This is a genomic window from Pseudomonas urmiensis (assembly GCF_014268815.2).
Taxonomy (GTDB): Bacteria; Pseudomonadota; Gammaproteobacteria; order Pseudomonadales; family Pseudomonadaceae; genus Aquipseudomonas; species Aquipseudomonas urmiensis.
This window is the reverse complement of the sequence record NZ_JABWRE020000001.1, coordinates 3707767-3732105: the sequence shown is the minus strand read 5'-3', so window position 1 is coordinate 3732105 and position 24339 is coordinate 3707767. Positions and strand designations below refer to the sequence as shown.

Sequence of the window (24339 nt, the reverse complement as noted above, 5' to 3'; positions counted from 1 at the left end):
CCCTCAGCCACGCAGCAACTTCAGCCGCCAGGCCTCCTGCTCGGCAGGCGCCTCAAGCAAAAACACATACTTGCCCGCCACCCGCGCAGCCACCGGCAGGCCATCGCGGTAAAGCAGCCGATTGCCACTCACCGCAGGCACCTTGCTCCCTGGCAATAATGTGCCAATCAAATTCAGCGGATCACTGGCACTTACCATCACCAGCTCGCCATCCAGCGCCCGCCGCCTGACCTGGCGCAGCAGCCCGACCGCTTCGGGCAAGGCAAACTGTTCCCCCGCCAACCCCGCAATGAAACGCCCACCACGAATCTCGCCGCGCGCTTCCAGCCGGTGATAACAGCGCAGCATCTCTCGCCACGGCGGCAGGGCATCGCTTTCGCGCTCCAGCAAGCGCCAGCAGATCACCCCATAGCGGCGCAACAGCGCCCGGGCAATGTGCTCCAGGCGTTGATCGTGATCGGGCTCGGCGCTATTGCGCCTGAGCAATGCCCAGCGTCCGGCGTGAGCCATGCTGCTGGACATCGGCGGATGGCCACGGCGGCTGATGCGCGATGAGCGCTTGGCGGCGGGTGTGATCAGGCTGCGCAAGCCGGTAAAGCTATCTGCGCCGACCAGGCCCGAGCCCACCAGCTCCTGCAAGGCGGACTCCAACTCGCTGGGCAGCAGGTGGGCCTCGTGGCTCAATTCATCGAAGAACAACGCCCCGTGGCGGTGCAATGCCTCATGCACCCGTTGCGCACGTGGCCCCAGCTCACTCACCTCAGGCGCGCTGGCCAAGCTGCGCCACAGCCCCAAGTGCTCACGCGGTAGCAGCACCAGTGGCGTGCTCGACAGGGTACTGCTCGACGCCGTCGCCGCCAGCCGGCTCCACGCCCACTGCCCGCTGCGGCAGGCATCGTCCAGCCAATGTGGGCTGTAGTCCTTGATCCGCGCTGGCAGCAGGTCTGCCTCCCAGGCACCGGCAGCACTCGGGAAGCCTTGCAACTGCCCCAGCACTTCACTGATCGCCTCAGGCCCGCGCAAGCGATCCTGGCTGGCCAGGTGCTGCCAATCGAACAGAAAGCGCATGAAGTCCTGCAGGCTGACCGGCTCGATCTCTCGGCGCAGACGTTTGACCGTGTAGCGATGAATTCGCGCCAGCAGGTGGCGCTCACACCATTGCAGCGCCTGGCTGGCTGGGCTGAAGTGACCGCGCAACACATAGCCTTGCTGCTCCAGGCGTGCCAGGGCCTGCTCGATGTCCGGCTCCGCCAAGCCCAGCGGGGCGGCGATCTGCGAGAGCGTCAGAGGTCCAAAGCCGCTGAGGCGGGCGCGCAGCAGTTCGGTGAGTGCGGTATCGGTATCTATGGGGTGATCGAACCCAGCAAGCAGGTCTACAGACGGTTCAAGCCGTGCGCCCGGGTACAACGCCGTGAACAGGTTCAAGCGCTCGCGGGCCAGCCACAGTGGCTGGCCGGGCGTATGCAGGCAGGTGCTGCGTCCGGCCTTGGCTAAAGTGTGCAGCAGTGCCTGCCAACCAGGGTTGCCTTCTACTTCAGCCTGGCTGATGGCGCCCAGGCTCATCAGTGCCTCATGCATCTCGTCGCTGCTGGTCGGTTGCGGCCAGGCTTCATCCTGCACTGCGACAATCGCCTCGGCATCCAGTGCGCCAAGCTCGTCGCTGCTGTGCACCTCGTTCCAGCGCCGATTGAGCACCGCCTGGGTGCGCCGCTCTTCGAGCGGGGCATCATCGAGAAAGGCGTAGGGACGCGCATTGAGAATGGCCGCCGCCAAGGGCGATGGCGCCGGCAAGTCACGGCTGAGCAGGCGCACCTGGCCATTTTCCATGCGCCTGAGCAGGGCCAGCCAGCCCTCGCTGTCCATCGCTTCGTGCAGGCAATCGTCGAGGGTCTGTTCGACCAGCGGGTGATCGGGGATCTGCCGTTCGCCGGCGATGTTTTCCAGGCAGGCGATCTGGTCTGGGAACACGGCTGCAACCAGGTCCTCGCTCTTCATTCGCTGGATCTGCGGCGCCACCTTGCGCCCGCCGACGAAACGCGGCAGGGCCAGGGCTACCGCAGCGTTCCAGCGCCAGCGCACGCCAAACAGCGGGGCGTCGAGCACGGCCTGGATCAGGATCGTCTCGGCGCTCTTGCTCGACAGGTAGCGCCACACTTCGTCGAGCTCGAAACTGTGGCTGGTCGACAGCGAGAGTACGATCGCGTCCTCGCTGGCCGCAGCTTGCAGCTCGAAATTGAAGGTGCGGCAGAAACGCTTGCGCAGGGCCAGCCCCCAGGCGCGGTTGATCCGGCTGCCATAGGGTGAGTGGATGATCAGCTGGGTACCGCCAGACTCGTCGAAGAAACGCTCCATCACCAGCGTCTGCTGCGAGGGCAGGGCGCCGAGCACTTGCCAGGTACGCTGGAGATAATCAAGCAGTTGGCTGACGGTGTCCTGGTGCAGTTCATAGCTGTCCTGCAGCCACTGGCGGACCGGCTCAGGTTCGCCGCCACTGAGCTGCAGCTGCTCATCGATACGGGCTTGTAGCCGGGCCACTGCGGTCGATAGCTCGTCGCTGCGCCCAGGCGCCTCGCCGAGCCAGAACGGAATGGTCGGCGGCAGCCCATGGGCGTCCTCGACCCTGACCCGACCGGGCTCGACGCGCAGGATGCGGTACGACGCATTGCCCAGCTGGAAGATATCGCCGGCAATGCTTTCGACCGCGAAGTCTTCGTTGACGCTGCCGATGTTCAACGCCTGGGGTTCGAGCAGCACGGCATAGTCGGCAGTTTCCGGGATGGTGCCGCCGCTGGTCAGCGCGGTCAGCTGGCTGCCCCGGCGCCCGCGCAACATGCCGCTGACCGCATCGCGGTGGACATAGGCGGCACGCACGCCCTGGCGGCCGTTGTAGCCCTCGGCCAGGAGGCGCAGCAGTGACTGGTAATGGCGCAGGTCCAGCTCGGCAAAAGGTTGGGCCTGGCGCAGGCAGTCGAACAAGGCCTGTTCGGACCACGGCTGGTTACTGACTTCGGCAACGATCTGCTGGGCCACCACATCCAGCGGCGCCTTGGGCGTGTGCAACTCATCGAGTTCGCCCCGGCGCACGCAATCGAGCAAGGCCACGCATTCGATCAAGTCATCGCGAGAGGTCGGGAACAGCCGCCCCTTGGGTACGCCATCGACCTGGTGTCCTGAACGTCCGACCCGCTGCAAGAAGCCCGCGATCGAGCCGGGCGAGGCGATCTGGCAGACCAGCTCGACCTCGCCGATGTCGATGCCCAGTTCCAGCGAAGCCGTGGCGACCAGCACTTGCAGTTCGCCCGCTTTCAGCCGTTGCTCGGCAATCAGCCGGTGCTCCTTGGCCAGGCTGCCGTGGTGAGCGGCGACCCGCGCATTGCCCAGGCGCTCGCCCAGATGACGGGTCAGGCGCTCAGCCAGGCGCCGGGTGTTGACGAAGATCAGCGTGGTGCGGTGTTCGCGGGCCAGGGCGGCGAGGCGGTCGTAGACCAGGTTCCACACATCGGTAGCCATTACCGCCCCTAGCGGTACCGGCGGCACTTCGATGGCCAGATCACGCTGGCGTGCATGGCCGACATCGACGATGGCGCAGGGCCGTTGATGGCCGACCAGAAACTGCGCCACGCGCTCTACCGGGCGTTGCGTGGCCGACAGGCCGATACGCCGCAGCGGCCTGCCACACAGGGCTTGCAGGCGCTCCAAGGTCAACGCCAGGTGACAGCCGCGCTTGTTTCCGGCCACGGCATGAATCTCATCGACGATCACTGTGTGCACCTGCGCAAGGCCGGCACGGCCGGACCCCGAGCCGAGCAGCACGTAGAGCGATTCCGGGGTGGTCACCAGGATATGCGGAGCCAGTTTGCGCATGGCCGCACGGTCTTTTTGCGGAGTATCGCCGGTGCGCACCGCCGTGGTGATCCGCGGCGCCTTCAGGCCCTGGGCTTCGAGGGCTTGGCTGATCCCTTCGAGGGGTACCTGCAGGTTGAGGCGAATGTCGTTGGACAGCGCCTTGAGCGGTGAAACATACACCACCTGGGTTTGCGCAGGCAGTTCACCGCCGTGCTCCAGGCCTTGGCGAAACAGCTCATCGAGTACCGCCAGAAAGGCGCTCAAGGTCTTGCCCGAACCGGTGGGGGCGGCGAGCAGCATCGATTGGCCACTGTGAATCAGCGGCCAGGCACGCGCCTGGGCGTCGGTGACCGTGGCGAAGCGCTGGCCGAACCAGCTGCCAACGGCGGGGTGGAACAGATCCAGGACCGGGTGGTGCAGGGCAGGGAGGTTCATGCATTGGTTATGCAGGGCATGGCGCGGGTTGGCAAGGGGCCGTTCGTCTGCCTGTACAACGCTATCGCGGGGCAAGCCCGCTCCCACGCCAGTCGATTTTGCTCACCTGGGAGCCGCTTCCACCCGACCAACACCATCACAGACTGGCGTGGGAGCGGGCTTGCCCCGCGACAGGGCCGCTACAGCCACCCCAGACCAGTAATCTTTGGTCGCTGTCTTAGCCTGCGCCCCCTTCCATGACCACCTCCATCATCGACTGGCGTGGGAGCGGCCTTGCCCCGCCATAGGGCCGCTACAGACACCCCAGATCAGTGATCTTTGGTCGCTTTCTTAGCCTGCGAGCCCTTCCATGACCACCTCCATCATCGACTGGCGTGGGAGCGGGCTTGCCCCGCGACAGGGCCGCTACAGCCACCCCAGATCAGTAATCTTCGGTCGCTGTCTTAGCCTGCGCCCCCTTCCATGACCCCCACCATCATCGACTGGCGTGGGAGCGGGCTTGCCCCGCGATAGGGCCGCTACAGACACCCCAGATCAGTTATCCTCAGCCGCTGTTTAGCCTGCGAGCCCTTCCATGACCAACATCATCCGCATCGCCGCCGCCCTGCTGATCGACCCCCAGGGTCGCACCCTGCTGGTGCGCAAACGCGGCACCCAGGCCTTCATGCAACCTGGTGGCAAGATCGATGCCGGGGAAACCCCGCAGCAAGCCCTGGTGCGCGAACTCCATGAAGAACTCGGCCTGCGCGTCGACCCTGAGCACGCCGAGTACCTGGGCCAATTCAGCGCCCCAGCGGCCAACGAGCCAGGCTTTGAGGTGCAGGCCGAACTGTTTCGCGTACACAGCGCCGAGGCTGTGGCCCCGGCTGCGGAAATCGAAGAGGTGTTATGGCTGGCAGCCGAGCAGACGCCAACCTTTGAGCTGGCGCCGCTGACCCGCGACCTGATCCTGCCGCTCTACCGCCAGGGCCTCAACGTACCGCGCTGACTCCATCGAGGGTGGCGAACGAAGTGTCTTTAGCCGTCAGCAAAAAGTCGCGCATGTACGGCGCATCGAGCATGTCGGTGCGCACCGCCGCATAAAGCGTGGCAAACAGGCCTTTCTCACCCAAACGCTTGCCCTTTACATAGCCGCGCGAGCTGTACTCATGCAGCGCCCAGTGCGGCATGCCGCACACGCCACGGCCACTGGCGACCAACTGCATCATCATCACGGTCAGCTCCGAGGTGCGTACCGCCGCCGGCTCGATGTCGGCGGGCTCCAGGAAACGGGTGAAGATATCCAGGCGGTCGCGCTCGACTGGGTAGGTGATCAACGTCTGGTCGAGCAGGTCTTGGGGCACGATGTAGGGTTTGCTGGCCAAGGCGTGTTGATTGGCCACTGCCAGCATCGCTTCGTAGGTGAACAGTGGCACGTAGGTGATGCCCGACAGGTCCAGCGGGTCGGAGGTCACCACCAGGTCCAGATCGCCGCGGGCCAGCGCTGGCAGTGGCGCGAAGGCAAAGCCTGAAGCCAGGTCGAGCTCGACTTCCGGCCAGGCATCGCGGAACTGGTCGATGGTCGGCATCAACCACTGGAAACAACTATGGCATTCGATCGCCATGTGCAGACGACCCGCGGTGCCACCGGCCAGGCGGGCGATGTCGCGTTCGGCGCCGCGCAGCAGCGGCAAGGTGGCGTCGGCCAGTTGCAGCAGGCGCAGGCCGGCACTGGTGAAGCGGATCGGCTTGGTCTTGCGCACGAAGATGGGCAGGCCAAGGCGTTCTTCGAGTTCCTTGAACTGGTGGGACAGCGCCGATTGCGTCAAGTGCAGGCGTTCGGCGGCCTCGACCAGGCTATCGGCCTCGCGCAGGGCATGCAGGGTTTTCAGGTGGCGGATCTCAAGCACAACGACTTCTCATGAGCGATATTGCAGCGGATGGGAAAGTCGTTGAGTTTGGCTCAAGTTGCGATGTCTGTCGATCACTTGGCAAGGCAGGGCAGGCCCTGCCAAGTGCTTGCTAGGCGAGTGCGGCGAAGTGCTGGTTGGCTATGCTGCGTGATAGCGGCCCGCGCCAGATGTTGCTGGGTTCGGCCTGAGCTGCCTGCCATTGCGGGCCGAGGAAGCGGTCCTCGGCGCGTTTGAGATGCGCTGCGCTGAACTTGTCGAATGGGGTATCGGCGCTACGGTAGTGGAAGTGCGCATACCAAAGTAGCGCATGGTCGTGGTTGGCGAGGTCGACGATCTGGTATTCCTGAAGATAATCGCGCTCGCTGAGCATCTGCCGCTGGCCTGCGCGACGCAATTCAACCTGGCGCTGCTCGATCAGGTAACTCAACTGGCCCTCGCTGGGTTGCGCGCTTTGCTTTACCTGGGCAATGCGCATGGACCGCCCCTCGGCACGTAGCGCTTGGGCTTGAGTGCGGAGTCTGGCTGGCTCGTGGGCTGATGGGTCGAGTTGCTGTAGCCGATCGGCATAACGTTGCAGGTCATCGGCCTTGATCACCATCATGTGTTCGACGTCTACTGCCAGCATGCCTTGGCGCTGATAGGTCTGAATGCGTTTGCGATAGCTGGGCAGGTTAGCCATGGCTTGGTTGGCGACGTGTTTAAGGTCGCGCAATTCATGTGCTCGCGTGGGCCTGTCGGCTGCCCGCTGACGCCAGCGCTCGCCATCGGCCTCGAAGCGCTTGAGCACAGAGCCATCATCCTTATGCATGACCATCTGGGCAGGCCGACTCGTAGTGGCTGGCTGATAATCGCCGACCAGCCAATGACCATCCGTGTCCAGGAACAACCTGGGGCTACGCGAGGGCGCCCCGTCCGTACGCTGGCGCTGCGGTAGGCGCCTGAGCTGAGTGTCTGACATGGTGATCAGGGTATCGAGATTGCTGTACAGGCGCGTGAGGTAGGACTCATCGAACAGCTCTGGAAAACTGGCATAAGTGCTTTGCAGGCGTCGCTTGTACTGACTGAAAACGCCGCGCGCCTGTTCATAGATCAGGCGTCTTTGCGCGGCATTGACCTGCACCTCGCGCAGGTCAATGACGGTATTGCGCGTTCGGTGAATGGCTTCTTCGAACTCTGCGAGCCGCTGCACAAGAAATTCGGCCACCACTGAGGGGTTGTTATGGCGCAAGGTTGCAGGCATCAGGTGCAGGGTGTCGAAGTAGGCTTTGAACTCGCCGTTCAAATGCTGCTGGTAGCGCTGGTAGGAGGCGTGTAGCTGAGGGTCACGCTCGGCTCGTTGGAACCAAGTGGCCAGATCTTCCATGCCCTGGAACATCTCGTCGCGCTCTTTCAGGTGCTCAATCGCTTTCTGTCGCCATTGCCGCAGCAAGGGTAGCTGCTCGGCAAATTCATCCACACCTAGCACGCGCATCTGCAGGTGCGCCATCTCGATGAGGCGGCCGCGACCTCGCTTGGCCAGCAGTTCGATCAGATTGAACAGGCGCTCGCAGATCAGCTTAGCGGCACGCGCTTTCTGCGTCATAGGTGTATGTTGGTTCCTGCGAGCGCTGATCTGCAGCACTTCGTCCCAGGATTGGTAAGTTTGCTTGCCCCGCGTGATGTCGTCGAGAAAGCTCGCCTGCAACTCCGCCCCCGGCGCATTACGTTGCGCTAGCCCATTACTGCGCTTGATAGAAGCGATCAAGCTGGCCTCATCGGCAAAGGCTTTGGAAGTTACCCTGCGTTGTCGCCGATAGTGCTGGTCGACCAGAAAACGCGGCAGTTGCTCGCGTATGGCTGCTGGCCAGAAGGGGTCTAGCTGCTCGGCCAGACGCCCGATAACCTGACCGCCACCTGCGCCTGCACCGAGCAGATGAACGCCATGCAGAGCGAAGTGCGTATCCCAGTGTCCGTACTCATCCAGGCTGATTGCTCGTTTCCAGCCTTTGTGGATGGTGCCCTGCAGACGCCAGGTGTGAGCGGTAGCGTCCCATTGCACCTGATAAAACTGCTGCTCGATCTGGATGAAGTCGCCTTGGGTATGTCGGTAAATACCCCGATAGCGTCCGTGCGTCGCGGCGGACACCCCGTTCATGGAGAGGGCTTGTTGATATTCATAGCCAGCGAAGCGCTTGACTCGTGAGAGTGCGCGGGCATCCAAGCGCAGTTGCGCTGAACTCATGCTGCGCAGGTTACGAAGCTGACGCTGGCGTGTCAGTTGGCGCAGGGTGAGTGAATTGACGCCGATGCCGGTGGCCACATCCATCGCCGTGTCGATCACCGCGAGCACTATATCGTTGAGCGCTTCGAGCCCCTCGATAATCTTGCTCTGGGTAAACGCGTTGACCGCACGCGCTGCCGATTCGAACAGATCGTAGATGCCAATGGCAGTGCCGAACAGTGGCACTACACCTATCGCAAGCTTCAGATAGGTAAAGATCATGTTGCTTTGATGGGTGAAATTCTCCATCCAGAGTTGGTCGTTGGAGCGAGTACTGGCCCGATGAGCCACGATCGCGCGGCCCATCTGTGCATTGAGCAGATGCTCGGCCAGTGAGGTGGTCGCAGGCCACTGTGCGCCCACGCCGATCACACCTGAGAAGTCATGCAGATGAGCCTTCCGGATGCGCGACATATGCGCCTGAAGGTCGCCGTGCAGCGCCCTGCCGGCCAAGTAGTGGCTTTGCGTTTCTTCGCGACTGCGCTCGTAGAGGCTGAGCCTGGCGGCCTCCAGGCTTGCGTGCTGAGCTAATGGGTGACTCGCATGCTCAGGTAGATATAACAGCGTGACGCCTGAGCGACGGTCTTCAATGAACGTGACACCGGACAAGGTGGTTGGGCCAAAATCGGTGTCGGCGCCGCCTGAGGTCAGCGTCGCCGCCAGCAGGCGGATGTCATAGCCTTTCGCTTGATAAGCCGAACGGCTGTCGGCCCGGATGGCGATCTGCAGGATGGCCAAGCCTTGATCATTCAATACGCCTTTTCCGTGCAACAGCAGGCCCTGCATCCGCAGCATCAACTGCACCGGCGTAGTCAAGCATTCGCGTCGATATTCGGCCCATAAAGGGCTGTCGTCTAGACCTTTATAGGCAGCAAGGATCTGCTGTTCATAGGCATTGGCTAGGTCTAGCTCCTTGACCAGTTTTTGCAGGTACTCGGCATTGAGTCCCGCCGTAAGCGTCGATTTCAGGGCAGTATCGTCGGTGGCTAAATCCAGCCGCAAATGGTTCAGCCGCCTCAGCATGTTCTCGTCGATGTTTTCCAGCAGCAGGGTAACAAGGTTGATCGTTTCTCGTTCAGGGCTGGGTCTGTAGACTTTTCGCGTGACCGTGCCTGGTGTCCCACCAGTGACAATATCCGTGACCAGATCGACGCTACGTGGCAGGTCGAGGCCTATGTCACTGTTGTCGTAGTGCGGAAAGTCGCGTTTCAGCCGTTGCCTGATCAGCGTTCGAGCAAAAGTCTGGCACTCCTGTAGATCCTTGGTCAGTAACGCTTCGCTGCGCTTTACTGCATTGATGTATTCGGGCATCAGACTGCTCAGCGCCTGACGAGTAGTCGGTGACAGCCTACTGAAGCGGGTTGCCAGCGGCGCAGCCTTGCTCACCACCTGATCTTGCTCTTGGATAAGGCGAAGCGCCGTTTCGCGTGCGGCATGGCGAGGTATCTGCAGGCGTTGTTCGAGTGTTTCCTTGAGGGGCGGAAGTTCAGTGGCCAAAGCTGCCAGACCCTGTTCATTTTGAACCTGCTGCGTGAGCGTGCGCATACGGCTGAGCGTGGCGTTGAGGGTCTGCGCCAGTACATCACCGTTGATCTGCAGCAGATCCACCGACTGATGCGCTTCACTCATGCCCAGGCAATTGGCAAGGGCCAGGCGGTTCGGGCAATGCAGAAGCCCACCGTGTTCACCTGGCCAGTACAGCAATATCGGGCCGTCAGTGGCAGCGCTCAAGGTCGCTGCGTCGGTTATCAGTAGTACTTCGCGCAGATGCTGCTCACCGGCGCTGTCAGCCAATTCACTATGAGCTTGCTGTTTTAGCAGTGGATAGGCCGCGCGCACATTGCTGTCGCTGGCAGGAAAATCCCCGCCCAGATCGAGAATGGATTGCACAGCGCTCAGTTGCGCACTACTGATTTGTCCAAGCAGCTGCTGAATTTGCGCGTGAACCTGCAGCCCTTGGCGATGGGCCTTGAGCAATGCCGAGTTGGTTTGCAGGGTGGTGGCGGCCGAGTGCCAGCGGGGCGAGCGCAACAACGTTTGCGTGGCTTGCCTGGCGTTTTCCTGTTGTTCTTGCAAGGACTTTTGCAGCGGCTGAAGTTTTTTTGCGTCGCTGTCGCTCAAATCGTTGATCAACTGCATCTGCCTGGCAACTTGGGCCGACGCGGCTGTATCTGAACTTTCAGGACCCAGGCCACCTAGGTCAAACAGCGAAAGCTGCGCTGCGTGTTCGTTAGTTTGCGCGAGGGCAGGACTTGCCTCAGTAAAAAACAGCTGGGGGGTGGGATGTGCCGTTTCCCACGCTAGTGCCTGGCTGAGGGCCACCGAGGCGAGGTTGCCAGGGTTATCTGCGCTGGCGTCTTCAAGGTTGTCGAGTGCGGCTTGCAGGTAGTTATCGAGCAAAGCGCTAAAGCCCTGGGCTACATCATCCAGCAGTCGATAGGTGATGCTGCCTGTGTGGTCTGGCAGTTGGTTTTCCAGGTCTTGGCGTGTGGCATGGCTGCTAAAGGCTGTGGCGCGTCCAGGCAGATAGAGTAGCTGTGGCGCTTCACCCTCGACCCTGAATACCAGGGCCCCAGAGGCGCCGGAGGGGCTTTCGATGGTGATGGTTTTGCCGTCGAGCATTTTCCATTCAGGATCGTTCTGCAAGCCGCTGACTGGCCGTAGCTGAGCCTCAGTGATCTGGGTGGCCGCCGAAGCCAGGCTCAGCGCTGCCTGAAAGTAGATTACATAGTATTGCTGCGCATGTTGTTGGCGGCTCAAGGACGTGCCCTGCGCGCGGCCCTTCCAGTAAGCCTGCCAGCGTTTGCGTAGGGTGTCTGGCAGATTCATCTCCGCCATTGTCAGTTCGTTCGGATCAGTTGCAGGTTTAGCGTCAAGCAGCGAGCGAATAACCAAACTGAGCCGTGGAGCTTGCTTGAGCAGCTCGTGGCAAATGTCTTGCGCTTTTTGGCAACTGGCTTTGGCTTGCAGCGTCGTGCGGGTCAGGGTTAGCGGCTGGGCCGCTATGAAAGGTGAGGCGATAACTGAAGGAAGAGTGTCGGTCATCGAGGGTTTCCATGATTGCACCTAAGCCGAAATTGGCCTGAGCATTAGAAAACCCGTGATGCAGACCAGGTAGGTAGATAGTTATCCGAAAGACCGTTGGGCGAGGTTCATCAAACTGTCACTGAACTGTGGCAGCGCGATTGAACGATTTTCATCAGACTCGCGCTCTACTGGGGATCTGCAATCTGGTGTTTCTTTCATGCGGGCTTTTCTGCTGTTTTTATTTTTCCTGTTCAGTGTGCCGGGTGCTTTCGCCGCCCAGCGTTGCGACGCGCAGGTACCTGTGCAACGGGCCGAGCTTGGCCAGGTCAGCCTGGTTTACCAAAGCGTTGGCAAACCGAGCGATCCGGTGTTGCTACTGGTGATGGGCTTGGGCGGGCAGCTCATTCACTGGCCCGACGATGTGGTCCAAGCGCTGTGCAAGCAGGGTTTTCGGGTGATTCGCTACGACAACCGCGATGTCGGGCTGTCGCGCTGGAACCAGCTACCGTCCTCGGCCAACCTTACGGTCGAGCTGTTGCGCTACAAATTCGGCTTGTCGGTGGCGGCGCCCTACACCCTGACCGACATGGCCAGCGATGGCCTGCGCCTGATGGATACGTTGCAGGTCGAGCAGTTTCATGTGCTGGGGGTGAGCATGGGCGGCATGATTGCCCAGCACCTGGCGGCGATGGCGCCAGAGCGGGTACGCAGTTTGACCTTGGTCATGTCCAGTTCTGGCGCTGCTGGGTTACCCGCGCCGAGCCCGGCACTGGTGCAGTTACTGGCGCGGCGCAGTGCGCCGAGTCGTGAGGTGGCGATCGAGCAGCAGGCTGATCTGTTGGCCGCACTGGGTAGCCCGCAGGTGCGCGATGATCGGACGGTGCTGTTGCAGCAAGCGGCTTTGGCCTATGACCGGGCGTTCAATCCAGAAGGGGCCAAGCGCCAGATCATGGCGATTCTGGCCGAGCCGAGCCGGGTCGAGCTGTTGAATCAGTTGCGGGTGCCGACGCTGGTGGTGCATGGCACGGCTGATCCGTTGCTGCCGGTGATGCATGGGGTGCATCTGGCGGCGCATATCCAGGGCAGTCAACTGCGCTTGATTCCGGGGTTGGCGCATCGGTTTCAGGAGCAGTTCAAGGCGCCGCTGCTGGGGGCGGTGTTGCCTTACCTGAAGTCACATCGCGAGGATCTGACCCATTTGGCTCGGCTGTAGATTGTCGTGGGCCGCAAAGCGGCCCCAACAATCTCAGTGTAAACGCACCCAAAGGCTGACCAGCACCGTCGCGGCCACCAACCAGGCAACCGTCGCCAGCGCCAGTGACGCTTCCAAGCGCATCCGATCGACCAGCACATACAAGGTCGCCAGATACACGAAGTACGGAATGATCGACCACATGCCAAACAGGATGGTGGTCTTCAGATCTTCTAGCGAGCGCCCCTTGCCAACGATGTAGTGCGCAATCAGGGCGAAGGTCGGAAACAGCGGCACCAGCCCGGCAATGTAGTAATTGCGCGTCTTCGACAGTATCGCCAGCAGTACCACCACGCCCGCGCCCAAGGCGGCTTTGAATAGCAGATCCACAATGTCATCCAGGTTGAGATCGAGTTCAGCCGAGGCCGTATTTTTTCACTTTGTCGAACAGCGTGGTCTTGGCCATGCCCAGCTCCAGGCTGGCCTGGCTGAGGTTGCCGCCGCTGCGCTGCAAGGCATCGCTGAGCAGGTTGCGCTCGAACGCTTCCACCGCCTCGGCAAAGCCCAGGCCCTGGCTGGCGCCACTGGTGCCGGATTTCTTGAACGCCGGTAAGCCCAGGGCATAGCGCTCGGCGACGTTACGCAGCTCACGCACGTTGCCCGGCCAGTCGTGGGCCATCAGCCGCGACAGGGTCTGGCTGTCCAGCTCCGGCACTTCACGGTCAAAGCGCAGGGCCGATTGCTGCAAGAAGTGTTCGAACAGCTGCAGGATATCTTCCCGACGCTCGCGCAAGGGCGGTAGCTCCAGGGTCACCACGTTCAGGCGGTAATACAGGTCGCTGCGGAACTGGCCGCTCTGGCCCATGGCGTCGAGGTCGGACTTGGTTGCGGCGATCACCCGGCAGTCGACCGGGATGCTCTGGTTCGAGCCAAGCCGCTCCAGGGTGCGTTCCTGAAGTACGCGCAGCAGTTTGATTTGCAGGTTCAGCGGCATGCTCTCGACTTCATCGAGGAACAGCGTGCCGCCATTGGCGTGCTCGATCTTGCCGATGCGGCGCTTGCCGGCGCCGGTAAAGGCGTTGGCTTCGTGGCCGAAGATCTCGCTTTCGAACAGGTTCTCTGGCAGGCCGCCGCAGTTGAGCGCTACGAACGGCTGGCCTTGGCGCCGACTGAAGTCGTGCAGGCAGCGTGCGACCAGCTCTTTGCCGGTACCGGTTTCGCCTTCGATCAACACGTTGGCCGAGGTATCGGCAACGTTGGCGATCAGTTCGCGCAAGTTTTGCATGGCCGGTGAGCGGCCGATGATGCGCCCTTCTAGGGTGCTTTGGCCGGCCAACTGGCGGCGCAGCGAAAACACCTCGCGGGCCAGGCCACGTTGCTCCAGGGCGCGGCGCACCACTTCGACCAGGCGCTCTGGCGAGAAGGGTTTTTCCATGAAGTCGTAGGCGCCGTTGCGCATGGCGCCAACGGCCATGTCGATATCGCCGTGGCCAGTGATCAGCACCACCGGCAGGCTGCGGTCGCGCGCCTTGAGGCGGCTGAGCAGCTCCAGGCCGTCGATCCCCGGCAGGCGGATATCGCTGACGACGATGCCGGCAAAGTCATCGCCAATGCGTTCCAGGGCCTGCTCGGCACTGCCGACGCCTTCGCAGGCGATGTCTTCCAGGGCCAATGCCTGTTGGCAGCCGAGCAGTACATGCGGGTCGTCTTCGACGATCAGTACAGTTAAAGGCGCTTGGGTCATGAATGCTCAGCCGTTTCGCTAGGGGCGTTGACCAAGGGCAGGGCGAGGACGAACGCGGTGCCGCCAGTGGCGGGGTGTTCGACGCTCAGAGAGCCTTTGGCGGCGGCGGCCAGGCTCGCCGACAAGGTCAGGCCCAGGCCCAGGCCATGCTCGCCCGGTTTGGTGGTGAAAAAAGGTTCGAACAGGTGCTTGCGCGCCTCGGCATCGATGCCGTGGCCATTGTCGCGCACGCGCAGACGATACTTGTCGCCCTGCAGCTCGCCCTCCAACCACAGCTGGGGCTGCGGCTGAGTGGCCATGGCGTCCAGGGCGTTGCCGATCAGGTTAACCAGGATCTGCTCCAGGCGGGTCTGATCGATGGCCAACTGCTGGTCATCATACTGGCTGTGCAGTTGCAGATGGCAACCGGCAATGCGATTGCCCAGCACTTGCAGGCTGGCGTCGATCGCTTTGCTCAGCGAGGCTTGGCCGCTGTCGTCGCCGCGGCGGGCGAACGAACGCAGGCTGGCGGTGATGCGGCCCATGCGGTCGATCAGGTCGTTCATGGTGCGCAGGTTGGTGCTGGCCGTTTCCAGCGCGCCGCGCTCCAGGAAACGCACGGTGTTGCCGGACAAGGTGCGCAGCGCCGCCAGCGGTTGGTTCAACTCGTGGGCAATGCTGGTCGACATCTGGCCGATGGCGGCCAACTTGCCGGCCTGGACCAGTTCGTCTTGGGCGTGGCGCAGGGTCTGCTCGGCATGCCGGCGTTCGCGGATCTGGCCCTTGAGACGCTCGTTGCTGGCGCGCAGGTCGGCGGTGCGTTCGGCGATCTTGCGCTCCAGATGGCTGTTGGCTTCTTCCAGTGCTTCACGTGCGGCCAACCGCGTGGCGATGACTTTGCGCCGCTCATTCCAGGCAATCGCCAGGATCGCCAGCAGGGCGAAGGCCACCCCGACCAGGATGCCCTGGACCATCGACTCGCGGCGCAGGTCCTGCAGCGGCGTCAACAGGGTGAAATGCCACGGGGTGTCGGCCAGGCGCCGGGTCTGCGCCAGGTAGGACACTTCATGGGGTTTGCCTTGGGCGGTTTCGCTGTTGGCCGGGAAGGTCAGCTTCTCGACACCATCGGCCAGGGTTTCCCGGGCCAGTGGCTGCAACTCGTTCAGTGGCCACCAGTAGTATTGCAGGCTACGGGCCAGGCGTTCTTTGGTCTGTGGGGTCAGCGGGCGCACCGACTTGAGGCGTCTGGCCGGGTCGCTGGAGAGGATGATGATGCCGTTCTCGTCGCTGACGAAAGCTTCCAGCCGCGCACGTTGCCAGCGCTCCTCAAGGGTGTCCAGGCGCACCTTGATCACCGCTACGCCAATGATCTTGCCGTGTTCTTCCAGGCCATGGGCCAGGTAATAGCCGGCTTCGCCGGTGGTACTGCCGATGCCGTAGAAGCGTCCAGGCTCGCCGCGCACGGCATCCTGGAAGTAGGCACGAAACGACAGGTCTTCGCCGAGGAACGAGTCGGCATCGCGCCAGTTGCTGGTGGCTTGTACCCGGCCGCTGGTGTCGAGGACGAAGATCGCCCGGCTGCGACTGCGGCGGTTCAAGCCTTCCAAGTATTCGTTGACGACCTGGCGGGAGCCGCCGTCGGTGTCGGTCAGCAAGTGCGAGACGCTGTCTTCGAGCTCCAGCAGGCTGGGCAGGTAGGTGTACTTGCTGATTTCACTCTCGACCGTGCGCGCGTGCAGCTCCAGCTGGCGCTCGCCATTCTCGCTCAACGCGCGCACGCCATTGCTCTCGCTGACCAGATAGCCAAGCAGGCCCAGGCCGACCATCAGCAGGACGATCAAGGGGGGCAGCAGCAATTGACGGATCAGGCGGGATTTCACGGCGGGTTGGGCAGGGCGCAGAAGCGAGGGGTCGCATTTCATCACAGTGGCCTTGTCACGACCAGCATCGGCTGCCCGGTGGGGGACCGGACAGCCGCTGCCGTGGCCGACTTAGTGTTGCAGGATCTTGCTGAGGAAGTGCTGGGTACGTTGGTCGCGGGCCGTCTGGTCGCCGAAGAACTCTTCCTTGGTGCAGTCTTCGATGATATTGCCCTTGTCCATGAAGATCACCCGGTTGGCGACCTTGCGGGCAAAGCCCATCTCGTGGGTCACGCACATCATGGTCATGCCTTCGTGGGCCAGTTGCACCATCACATCGAGCACTTCACTGACCATTTCCGGGTCCAGCGCCGAGGTCGGTTCGTCGAACAGCATGACGATCGGGTCCATCGACAGCGCGCGGGCGATCGCCACACGTTGCTGTTGGCCGCCGGAGAGCTGGCCAGGGTGCTTGTGCGCGTGCGCCGACAGGCCGACTCGCTCAAGCAGGGCCAGGCCTTTCTTGGTGGCTTCTTCCTTGCTGCGACCGAGCACCTTGATCTGCGCGATGGTCAGGTTCTCGGTGATGGTCAGGTGCGGGAACAGCTCGAAGTGCTGGAATACCATGCCAACCCGCGAACGCAGCTTGGGCAAGTTGGTCTTGGGGTCGGAGATCGAGGTGCCGTCGACCACGATGTCGCCTTTCTGGAACGGCTCCAGGGCGTTGACGCACTTGATCAGGGTGGATTTTCCCGAGCCGGATGGGCCGCAGACCACCACCACTTCGCCCTTTTTGACATCGGTGGTGCAGTCGGTGAGCACCTGGAAGTCGCCGTACCACTTGTTGACGTTCTTGATGGAAATCATACGGTGATCCTTTTTTGCAGGCGCTTGACCAGCCATGAAGCGGAGAAGCTGATGAGGAAGTAGACGACACCGGCGAAGATCAGGAACTCATGCGAGCGGCCAATGATGTCGCCGTTCGAGCGTGCCGAGTTGAGGAAGTCGACCAGGCCCACGGTGTACACCAGCGAGGTGTCCTGGAACAGGATGATGCTCTGCTGCAGCAGCAGTGGGGTCATCTTGCGAAACGCCTGCGGCAGGATGATCAGGCGCATGGTCTGGCTGTAGTTCATGCCCAGGGCTTGGGCGGCGCCCATCTGGCCCTTGGAGATCGACTGCACGCCAGCACGGACGATTTCGCAGAAGTAGGCGGCCTCGAACATCATGAATGCCACCACGCACGAGGTGAAGGCGCCCACCGGGGTGTCTTCGCCGGTGATCCAGCGCAGCACGAACGGCACTGCCAGGTAGAACCAGGTGATCACCAACAGCAGCGGGATCGAGCGGAAGTAGTTGACGTAGGCGCCGGCGACATTGGACATCAGTTTGTTCGACGACAGGCGCATCAGCGCCAGGATGGTGCCCAGGGCGATACCGCCAACCACGCCCATGACCATCAGCTTGAGGGTCATGACCATGCCTTCCCAGAGGGCCGGCAGGGCAGGGATGATTTCGCTGAAATCCATTTCCATCATTTACCCCCCACAGAGATCAGGCCGGGCACCGAGACTTTCTTCTCGACCATGCGCATCAGCAGCATCAGGCCCATGTTCAGGGTGAAATAGATCAGGGTAGCCAGGGTGAACGCCTCGAACAGGTTGGCGGAGAACTCGGCGGTTTGCTTGGTCTGCGCCAGCAACTCCATCAGGCCGATCAGCGAGGCCACCGAAGAGTTCTTGAACACGTTCAAGAATTCCGAGGTAAGCGGCGGAATGATGATCCGGTAGGCTTGCGGCAGCAGCACGTTGTTGTAGATCTGCGCCAGGCTGAAGCCCATCGCCCGGGCGGCGGCTTCCTGGCCGCGGGGCAGCGCCTGGATACCGGTACGCACCTGTTCGCAGACCCGCGCAGCGGTGAACAGGCCCAGGCAAATGACCACGCTGATCAGCGCCGAGGTGGTCGGGTTGAGGTCTTGCTTGAACCATTCCTGCAGGCCCTCTGGCAGCAGGTCCGGCACCAGGAAGTACCAGATGAACAGCTGCACCAGCAGCGGTACGTTGCGGAACAGCTCGACGTAGGCGGTGGCAATCCCTGACACCAGGCGGTTTGGCACGGTACGCATCACGCCGAGCAGCGAGCCCAGCAGCAAGGCGATGATCCAGGCGGTGATGGCAATGGCGATGGTCCAGCCTAGACCGGTGATGTACCAGTCCAGGTAGGTTTCGCTACCCACGCCGGTGGACTTGAAGAATACGCCCCAGTCCCAGTTGTAATTCATCGGGATTTCCCCTCAGACGGTTGTTTCACGGGCACCTTCGAACATCCAAGGGCGGCGAGCGCCCTCGGATGAAAGGTTAGACACTAACGAGTGGCCTGCAGGGTTAATTCATGCGCATGTTGAGCGCCAGGCCACTATTTGCGACTCAGGACTTCTTCTCGTCCGCCGCTTTGTCGGTCGGGTTGGCGATCAGTTCCTTGAGCTCGTCGCTCATCGGGAACTGCAGGTTCAGGCCTTTTGGCGGGATTGGCTGGGAGAACCACTTATCGTAGATCTTGTTGATCTCGCCAGACTTGTACAGCGCAACGATGGCCTCATCGACGGCCTTCTTGAACGCGTCGTCACCCTTGCGCACCATGCAGCCGTAGATCTCGTAGGACTGTGGAGTGCCGGTGATGACCCAGTCGGCAGGCTTGCGCGCCTTGGCCATTTCGCCGGCGAGCAGGGCATCGTCCATCATGAAGGCTACGGCGCGGCCGCTTTCGAGCATGTTGAAGGCTTCGCCGTGGTCTTTTGCCGAGATCACGTTCATCTTCATCTGCTTGTCGGCGTTCATCGCCTTGAGGATGCGCTCAGAGGTGGTGCCAGCGGTGGTCACCACGTTCTTGCCAGCCAGGTCGGGGAAGTCTTTGTAGGCCGGTTGACCGTCCTTGACCTTGGTCAGCAGGCGGGTACCGACTTCGAAGATGCCGACCGAGAAGCCGACTTGCTGCTGGCGTTCGACGTTGTTGGTGGTCGAGCCGCACTCGACGTCGACAGTGCCGTTTTGTACCAGTGGGATACGGGTCTGCGAGGTGACCAGGTTGTAGCGGGCCTTGAGGTTAGGAGCGTCGAGCTGCTTTTTCAGGTGCTCGACGATGGCCAGCTGGATGTCGTGGGAGTAGCCCACCGGCTCCGGCTTGCCTGCCAGGTAGGAAAATGGAATGGAGGAGTCACGGTGCCCCAGGGTGATGGTGCCCGAATCCTTGATCTTCTTCAGGGTGCCGGTCAGCTCTTCAGCCATGGCCGGCGAAGCGATCACAGCGGCCGCGATGGCGGCGCCCAGCAATTGACGAACGATACGCATCAAATTTTCCTCGACGTGTTTGTTTTTTTTATGGAGCCGTTGGCGGACTCTTTCGTTCAACGAATACAGCATGAAGCGGTGCATTCGGCTTCCAAGTGTAGAGCATGAGTCGTGCCAAGCTCTGTCAGAGATCATAACGCCCCGCAGACGCAGGCGATCAACAGTTTAGCGGTTGCCCTGTAACAGTTTTTTGTACGGATCTCCGAATGAATTGCGGCTGAGTCGTTCGGGAATCCGAATGGATTCGCTGAAGCAGGGCTCAGTCCTATCTAATTAACACCTTGTGCCAGGCCGTTCGAGGCTTGCTGTTCGCTTCTCAAGAATAGAGAGGCACCCTATGAACGATACCCCTGAGCAGGCTGTTCACGAACTTCCCTCCGACTCAATAGATGCGTTGATCGCCAGGCAGTTACCCGATTGGCTGAAAAATGCCCCCGGTGATGCGCTCGAGGAGATACATCTTGCGTTGATTGGGCAGCAGCAAAGTGCCGAACGATTGAAACGGCTGCTGAGTGGTCTCCCCGACCTAGCAGCGTTTTGCGCGCCGCTTTTGGAGCAAGCCCTTACCCAGAAATACAACTTCCATGTCGATGTACGGTCGGCGCAGCTGTGTACAGTGGTACGCAAGTCTTATCCAAGCATTTTTCCTCTGCCCCCTTTGGAGATCACGGTGCGCACAGACTCAGTGCCACTGCTGTCTGCGGCAATGCACAACTTTGCTGCAGATGAAATTGTCGCCAGGCCGCGTATCCGCCGGCGGGTAGAGGCTGCATCAGGCGCCTTGCTGCCCCTTTCGTTCGTGTTGTTCGCCAAACTTTGCCGTCAGCTGGACCTAGGCGGCAACTATCAAAGGGTATTGCGTGAGCACTTGCTGCCGGCTGACAAGGAGGGCGGCACCCCAGGGCATGCTCGGCGAGAGATCGAGATAGTGTTTGAAGAGGCGCAGCGCACGGCATTGGATGCTGCGGTACGTATCGCCTTTTTCAAAGCAGAGATTGACGAGCGCAGCTATCTACAGATGCTCAGAGTTGTCGCGCCAAAGCCGATCGTAGCTGCCGACACCACGGTGCTTGTCTGTAGGCAGCTGTTCGTGCTTGGTAAACGTGTCAACGGGGTGGTGGTGGTCGAAACGCGTGATCATAAAGATGCTGCCCCTAGCGGTCTAATCGTCTGGATTCCCGGCGATGCTGACAAGCCGGTTCGATGGCATGCCTCCTGGGTCGCACTCTACACAGATTTGGGACTGCGCTTGCGTGAGTCGAGTTATGAGACGTTTTTCATGCGTTTCATTGGCGAGCTCGAGCGGATGGACTTCACTGCCAAGCTTGAGCGTCTTCGGGCCAAGACCGCGACAGGAACCGCACTTGAACTCGATGGTCGCCATTTTCCCCTGGACAAACCGTTGTTTGCTCATCTTCGTGCCTTGCACATCGACAAGATATTCGACGATGCCAGAGTACTGGTGGTGCCTACAGATGATGAAGATGCCGCCAGCCGCAGCCGGCGCCTGGCCAGCTATGAAAATGCTGGCCTGGCGCTGTTGGGCTTGGCCGGGCTATTCATACCTGTACTGGGCGAGCTGATGCTGGGTGTTGCTGCGTTTCAGGTTGCCGACGAAGTCTACGAAGGCTATCAGGATTGGCGGCTAGGCGACCGTGAGGCTGCCCTAGGGCATGTGTTTGCGGTCGCGCAAAACCTGGCGCTGGGAGCGGCGGTGGGGGTAGGGGTGACCTTTGTGCGCAAGTTGACCCCTGTGTTAGTTGAAAGTGGGCGATTGAAACTGTGTTCTTTTGACATGACGCCTTACCAGGTCGACCAACCCCTGGGCGTGTCTCCAGGGCAGAGCGAGAGTCACCTGGGACGGACTCAAGTGCAATTCCACGAGGGCACCTTCCAGATGGCGCGTTCGCAAAGCGGCAAGGATTTGGTGATTCGCCATCCAAAGCGCAATGGGGCATACAGACCGTTGCTTGAACGCAATGGCAGCGGTGGATGGCGTCATGCGTTGGAGCTGCCTCAGGAATGGACAGGTGAACTGCAATTGTTGCGTCGGCTGGCAGCAGCATTTTTTGACATGACGCCGGAACAGGCAACTGCGGTACTCGATTGCACAGGTTTTGACGAGGAGCGGCTGCGCCAATTGCATCTGGAGCACGCCCCGGCACCTGCTCGGCTACTGGATGCGTATGATCGCCATCGCCTGCACGCCCTCCATCCCGCCATGCAGGCAGATGCATTCGAGCTGCTGGTCGCTGCGGCCCAAGAGACGGAGGAAGTTGAAGATGCATTGATACGACGATCATTTGCTGGGCTTTCGGTGCGAGGAGCAAAGGAGATACGCAAGCAGGTCGACAATCTGCTCCTTGAACAACTGCGCTCCAGCGGGCGCGTACCGTTGGTGATGGCAGAGAGAATTCGCTGGTTCCTGCATGACAGTCGGCTGGATCGTGCCTGCGCCGGTTTGCGCCAGCAGCAGGCGATCAATGGCGATACTGAAAGGCTGGCGATCGGCTTGGTCCATGAGCTTGCTCCCTGGCCAGATCGGCTGCGTATCGAACTGCGTGTTGGTTCAACGCAGGGCCTCTTGCAGGGGCAGGTGGGCTCAGAGGTGGCACAACAAACCCGTTACATCGTGCGCAAAGACCAGGGCTACGGCGTTCATGACGCTACCGTTGACTCCCGCCGCCCGGCAACACCCAGCAACAGCCTGATGCACGCTCTTCTTTTGTGCATGAGCGATGAGCAGAAAGTGCGCCTGGGCAATACCATGCTGAACGATCAGCAATTGGCCGACCGGCTGGCGGGGCACGCGCGGGTTCACCGGGACTTGGCATCGCGGCTCATAGGGCAGACGTCTATCGCCGGTGGTGTGCGCCCCCCCTTGCGCTTCGCCGATGGTCGACTCGGCTACCCGCTTAGTGGGCGGGGCGAGTCCCGAACCGAGGCTATCAGGCGCGGAATTTTGCAGGTATTCCCAACCCTCGACGATACGCAATTGCAGCGGTACATGCTCAATTTGACTTCCGAAGGTGTTGATCCGTGGTCTCACTACGAAGCGTTGCATGAGCAATGGATGGCATTGCGCGAAGCGCTGACGAGTTGGCAGTCCAATTATGGAAACGTATTGGATCTTCTCAGGCGCAGCAGGGTGGTCAGCGCTATCAGGCGTTGCTGGCGCCGCAAGTTGCGGCGGCGGATGGACGGCAGCTACGAGCTGGAAATTCGTGGCGAGCGTGTAGCAAGTCTGCCTGACTTGCCTCCAGGCATTACCTTCAACCATGTGACACGCCTGGCGTTGCTCGAAATGGATTTGGAGACTGTCGATGCTGATTTTCTCGGGCGTTTCCCGAACCTTATGGAGCTCTACCTGAGCAGCAATCGGCTGGTGTCTATCCCGTCGGGTATAGAGCAATTGACCGAGCTTCGCATTTTGCGCCTCGATAACAACCAGATAGTGATGACGTCAGCAGACAGCCAACGGCTCAGTACGTTGCTGCATTTGGAGATACTTGGGCTTAATTACAACCCGTTGCGAGATGCACCGCAGGTGAGGCACTTACTGAACTTGCGTTGGGTACAGATGCGTGGGGCGGCCATTGCAGAGCTGCCAGCTGAGGTTCAGCAGTTGCCTTGGCGAGGCATTGCCGATTTGCGAGACAACCAGATTCGCGAAGTCAATCGCGACCTTCAGGGGCTGCAGGCCCGCTTGCGGCAAATGGCGCTGCACGATAATCCATTGAATGAGGCCAGTGAGGCACTGCTGAATGAACAACCGGCCCCATCGACTGCATCTGGTCACGCTGTTCAACACAGTCCTTATTATCGGCATCACCTGATTCTGCAAGCTGAGTTGTCGGAATGGCTGGTAGGTTCCTCCTCAGCATTGCGCACTGATCGCGAAGCGTTGTGGGATAACCTGCGCAGTGAGCCTGGAGCGAATGACTTCTTCCACTTTTTGCGTGATTTCGCACGATCTTCTGATTATTTGAAACATCCCGCGTACTACCGTGCAAGGGTGTGGAACATCATCGAGGCATGCGAGGAAAATGGCGAGTTGCGCGAGCTGTTGTTCGAGCAGGCGGGCGGAATGGCCACCTGTGAGGACAGGCTGCTATGGCTACTCAGCCAGATGGAAATCCGTGTACTGGTTCATCGCGAGATGGCAGGTTTGGCCCAGATGCAGAGTGAGGCCGCTTTGATAAGGCTTGGGCGTTCGCTGTTTCGCTTGCAGCAGGTGGACAGGATTGCTGCACGTAAACTGAAGTGGCTGAGGGAGGTGAACGCGAACGAGCCGCGCAACCTGGAGCGGATCGACGACATCGAAACCTACCTGGCATACCGAACAAGGCTGGCCACGCGGCTGAGGTTGCCAGCTCAACCGCTGCGTATGCACTTTGAGGATCATTCTTTCGTGACGGCGGAAGATATCGACAGTGCCAGGGTCGAAATTCTTTCTGCGGAATCCACCGAGCAACTGGTGCAATCGCTGGCAGATCAGCCCTTCTGGCAGGATTACCTGCGACAGATCTATTTCTTGCAATTCAGAGCATTGGTCGATGCTCAGCAGCAAACGCTGGAGCGGTACGCATTACAAGTGGAAAGTAATCAGATTGATGAGAACACGTACCTGGAGCGGTGCAATGAGTTAAAGCAGCAGCTGGAAACGCAGGAAACCGCACTCATCAAGCGTTTGACGGCAGAGGCGTATGCGCGTTGGCCCTTGTAGGGTGCTCGGGCATAGACGCAGCACGTCGCGAT

The 24339-nt window shown here is 61.0% G+C and carries 13 protein-coding genes; 3 read left to right on the top strand and 10 right to left on the bottom strand.

Features of this window, described 5'->3' with window-relative positions; translation table 11 throughout:
* Positions 1 to 3: 3 nt before the first annotated feature.
* Complete coding sequence (locus HU737_RS16780; RefSeq protein WP_186556187.1) at positions 4 to 4281, bottom strand: DEAD/DEAH box helicase; 4278 nt, start codon at positions 4279 to 4281, stop codon at positions 4 to 6.
* A gap of 574 nt (positions 4282 to 4855) precedes the next feature.
* Here HU737_RS16780 and HU737_RS16775 point away from each other — a divergent pair.
* The gene (locus tag HU737_RS16775; protein WP_186556188.1) at positions 4856 to 5269 is read left to right on the top strand and encodes an NUDIX hydrolase; all 414 of its coding nucleotides are present in this window, start codon (positions 4856 to 4858) and stop codon (positions 5267 to 5269) included.
* Here HU737_RS16775 and metR read toward each other — a convergent pair.
* Complete coding sequence (gene metR, locus HU737_RS16770) at positions 5253 to 6170, bottom strand: transcriptional regulator MetR (protein ID WP_186556189.1); 918 nt, start codon at positions 6168 to 6170, stop codon at positions 5253 to 5255. The two genes, HU737_RS16775 and metR, sit on opposite strands and share 17 nt — an antisense overlap.
* Positions 6171 to 6282: 112 nt before the next feature.
* Positions 6283 to 11478 (bottom strand): dermonecrotic toxin domain-containing protein, encoded by a 5196-nt coding sequence (locus tag HU737_RS16765; RefSeq protein WP_186556190.1) that lies wholly within the window; start codon positions 11476 to 11478, stop codon positions 6283 to 6285.
* A 199-nt stretch (positions 11479 to 11677) separates the two neighbouring features.
* Here HU737_RS16765 and HU737_RS16760 point away from each other — a divergent pair, with 199 nt between their 5' ends.
* Entirely contained in the window at positions 11678 to 12673 is a 996-nt protein-coding gene (locus tag HU737_RS16760; RefSeq protein ID WP_186556191.1) for an alpha/beta fold hydrolase, read from the top strand.
* Positions 12674 to 12706: 33 nt separating this feature from the next.
* Here HU737_RS16760 and HU737_RS16755 read toward each other — a convergent pair whose 3' ends face one another.
* From HU737_RS16755 to HU737_RS16725, 7 genes are all read right to left on the bottom strand, one after another.
* Positions 12707 to 13042, bottom strand: coding sequence for a GlpM family protein (locus tag HU737_RS16755; protein ID WP_186556192.1), 336 nt, complete (start codon positions 13040 to 13042; stop codon positions 12707 to 12709).
* A gap of 25 nt (positions 13043 to 13067) precedes the next feature.
* Positions 13068 to 14396 carry a two-component response regulator AauR gene (gene aauR / locus HU737_RS16750; protein WP_186556193.1) on the bottom strand — a complete coding sequence of 443 codons (1329 nt, stop codon included), beginning with the start codon at positions 14394 to 14396 and terminating at the stop codon, positions 13068 to 13070.
* Entirely contained in the window at positions 14393 to 16297 is a 1905-nt protein-coding gene (gene aauS, locus HU737_RS16745) for a two-component sensor histidine kinase AauS (protein ID WP_186556194.1), read from the bottom strand. Before aauS ends, aauR begins: the two co-directional genes overlap by 4 nt.
* Before the next feature lie 69 nt (positions 16298 to 16366).
* Entirely contained in the window at positions 16367 to 17101 is a 735-nt protein-coding gene (locus tag HU737_RS16740) for an amino acid ABC transporter ATP-binding protein (protein WP_119138855.1), read from the bottom strand.
* Positions 17098 to 17769 (bottom strand): amino acid ABC transporter permease, encoded by a 672-nt coding sequence (locus tag HU737_RS16735; RefSeq protein ID WP_186556249.1) that lies wholly within the window; start codon positions 17767 to 17769, stop codon positions 17098 to 17100. The genes HU737_RS16740 and HU737_RS16735 overlap by 4 nt, the downstream gene beginning before the upstream one ends.
* Positions 17769 to 18515: an amino acid ABC transporter permease gene (locus HU737_RS16730; protein ID WP_186556195.1), complete on the bottom strand. Its 747-nt coding sequence runs from the start codon at positions 18513 to 18515 to the stop codon at positions 17769 to 17771. The genes HU737_RS16735 and HU737_RS16730 overlap by 1 nt, the downstream gene beginning before the upstream one ends.
* Before the next feature lie 145 nt (positions 18516 to 18660).
* Positions 18661 to 19581 (bottom strand): glutamate/aspartate ABC transporter substrate-binding protein, encoded by a 921-nt coding sequence (locus tag HU737_RS16725; protein ID WP_186556196.1) that lies wholly within the window; start codon positions 19579 to 19581, stop codon positions 18661 to 18663.
* A gap of 337 nt (positions 19582 to 19918) precedes the next feature.
* On the opposite strand from HU737_RS16725, the gene HU737_RS16720 reads away from it, so the two are divergent.
* Positions 19919 to 24307 carry an NEL-type E3 ubiquitin ligase domain-containing protein gene (locus HU737_RS16720; RefSeq protein WP_186556197.1) on the top strand — a complete coding sequence of 1463 codons (4389 nt, stop codon included), beginning with the start codon at positions 19919 to 19921 and terminating at the stop codon, positions 24305 to 24307.
* Positions 24308 to 24339: the final 32 nt, after the last annotated feature.

Excerpts from the sequence above, each read along its gene's own strand:
- HU737_RS16730 (WP_186556195.1), bottom strand. The coding sequence starts at position 18,515 with ATGAATTACAACTGGGACTGGGGCGTATTCTTCAAGTCCACCGGCGTG.
- HU737_RS16725 (WP_186556196.1), bottom strand. The coding sequence starts at position 19,581 with ATGCGTATCGTTCGTCAATTGCTGGGCGCCGCCATCGCGGCCGCTGTG.
- HU737_RS16765 (WP_186556190.1), bottom strand. The coding sequence starts at position 11,478 with ATGACCGACACTCTTCCTTCAGTTATCGCCTCACCTTTCATAGCGGCC.
- HU737_RS16720 (WP_186556197.1), top strand. The coding sequence starts at position 19,919 with ATGAACGATACCCCTGAGCAGGCTGTTCACGAACTTCCCTCCGACTCA.
- HU737_RS16760 (WP_186556191.1), top strand. The coding sequence starts at position 11,678 with ATGCGGGCTTTTCTGCTGTTTTTATTTTTCCTGTTCAGTGTGCCGGGT.
- HU737_RS16735 (WP_186556249.1), bottom strand. The coding sequence starts at position 17,769 with ATGGAAATGGATTTCAGCGAAATCATCCCTGCCCTGCCGGCCCTCTGG.
- HU737_RS16775 (WP_186556188.1), top strand. The coding sequence starts at position 4,856 with ATGACCAACATCATCCGCATCGCCGCCGCCCTGCTGATCGACCCCCAG.
- aauR (WP_186556193.1), bottom strand. The coding sequence starts at position 14,396 with ATGACCCAAGCGCCTTTAACTGTACTGATCGTCGAAGACGACCCGCAT.
- HU737_RS16740 (WP_119138855.1), bottom strand. The coding sequence starts at position 17,101 with ATGATTTCCATCAAGAACGTCAACAAGTGGTACGGCGACTTCCAGGTG.
- HU737_RS16780 (WP_186556187.1), bottom strand. The coding sequence starts at position 4,281 with ATGAACCTCCCTGCCCTGCACCACCCGGTCCTGGATCTGTTCCACCCC.
- aauS (WP_186556194.1), bottom strand. The coding sequence starts at position 16,297 with ATGAAATGCGACCCCTCGCTTCTGCGCCCTGCCCAACCCGCCGTGAAA.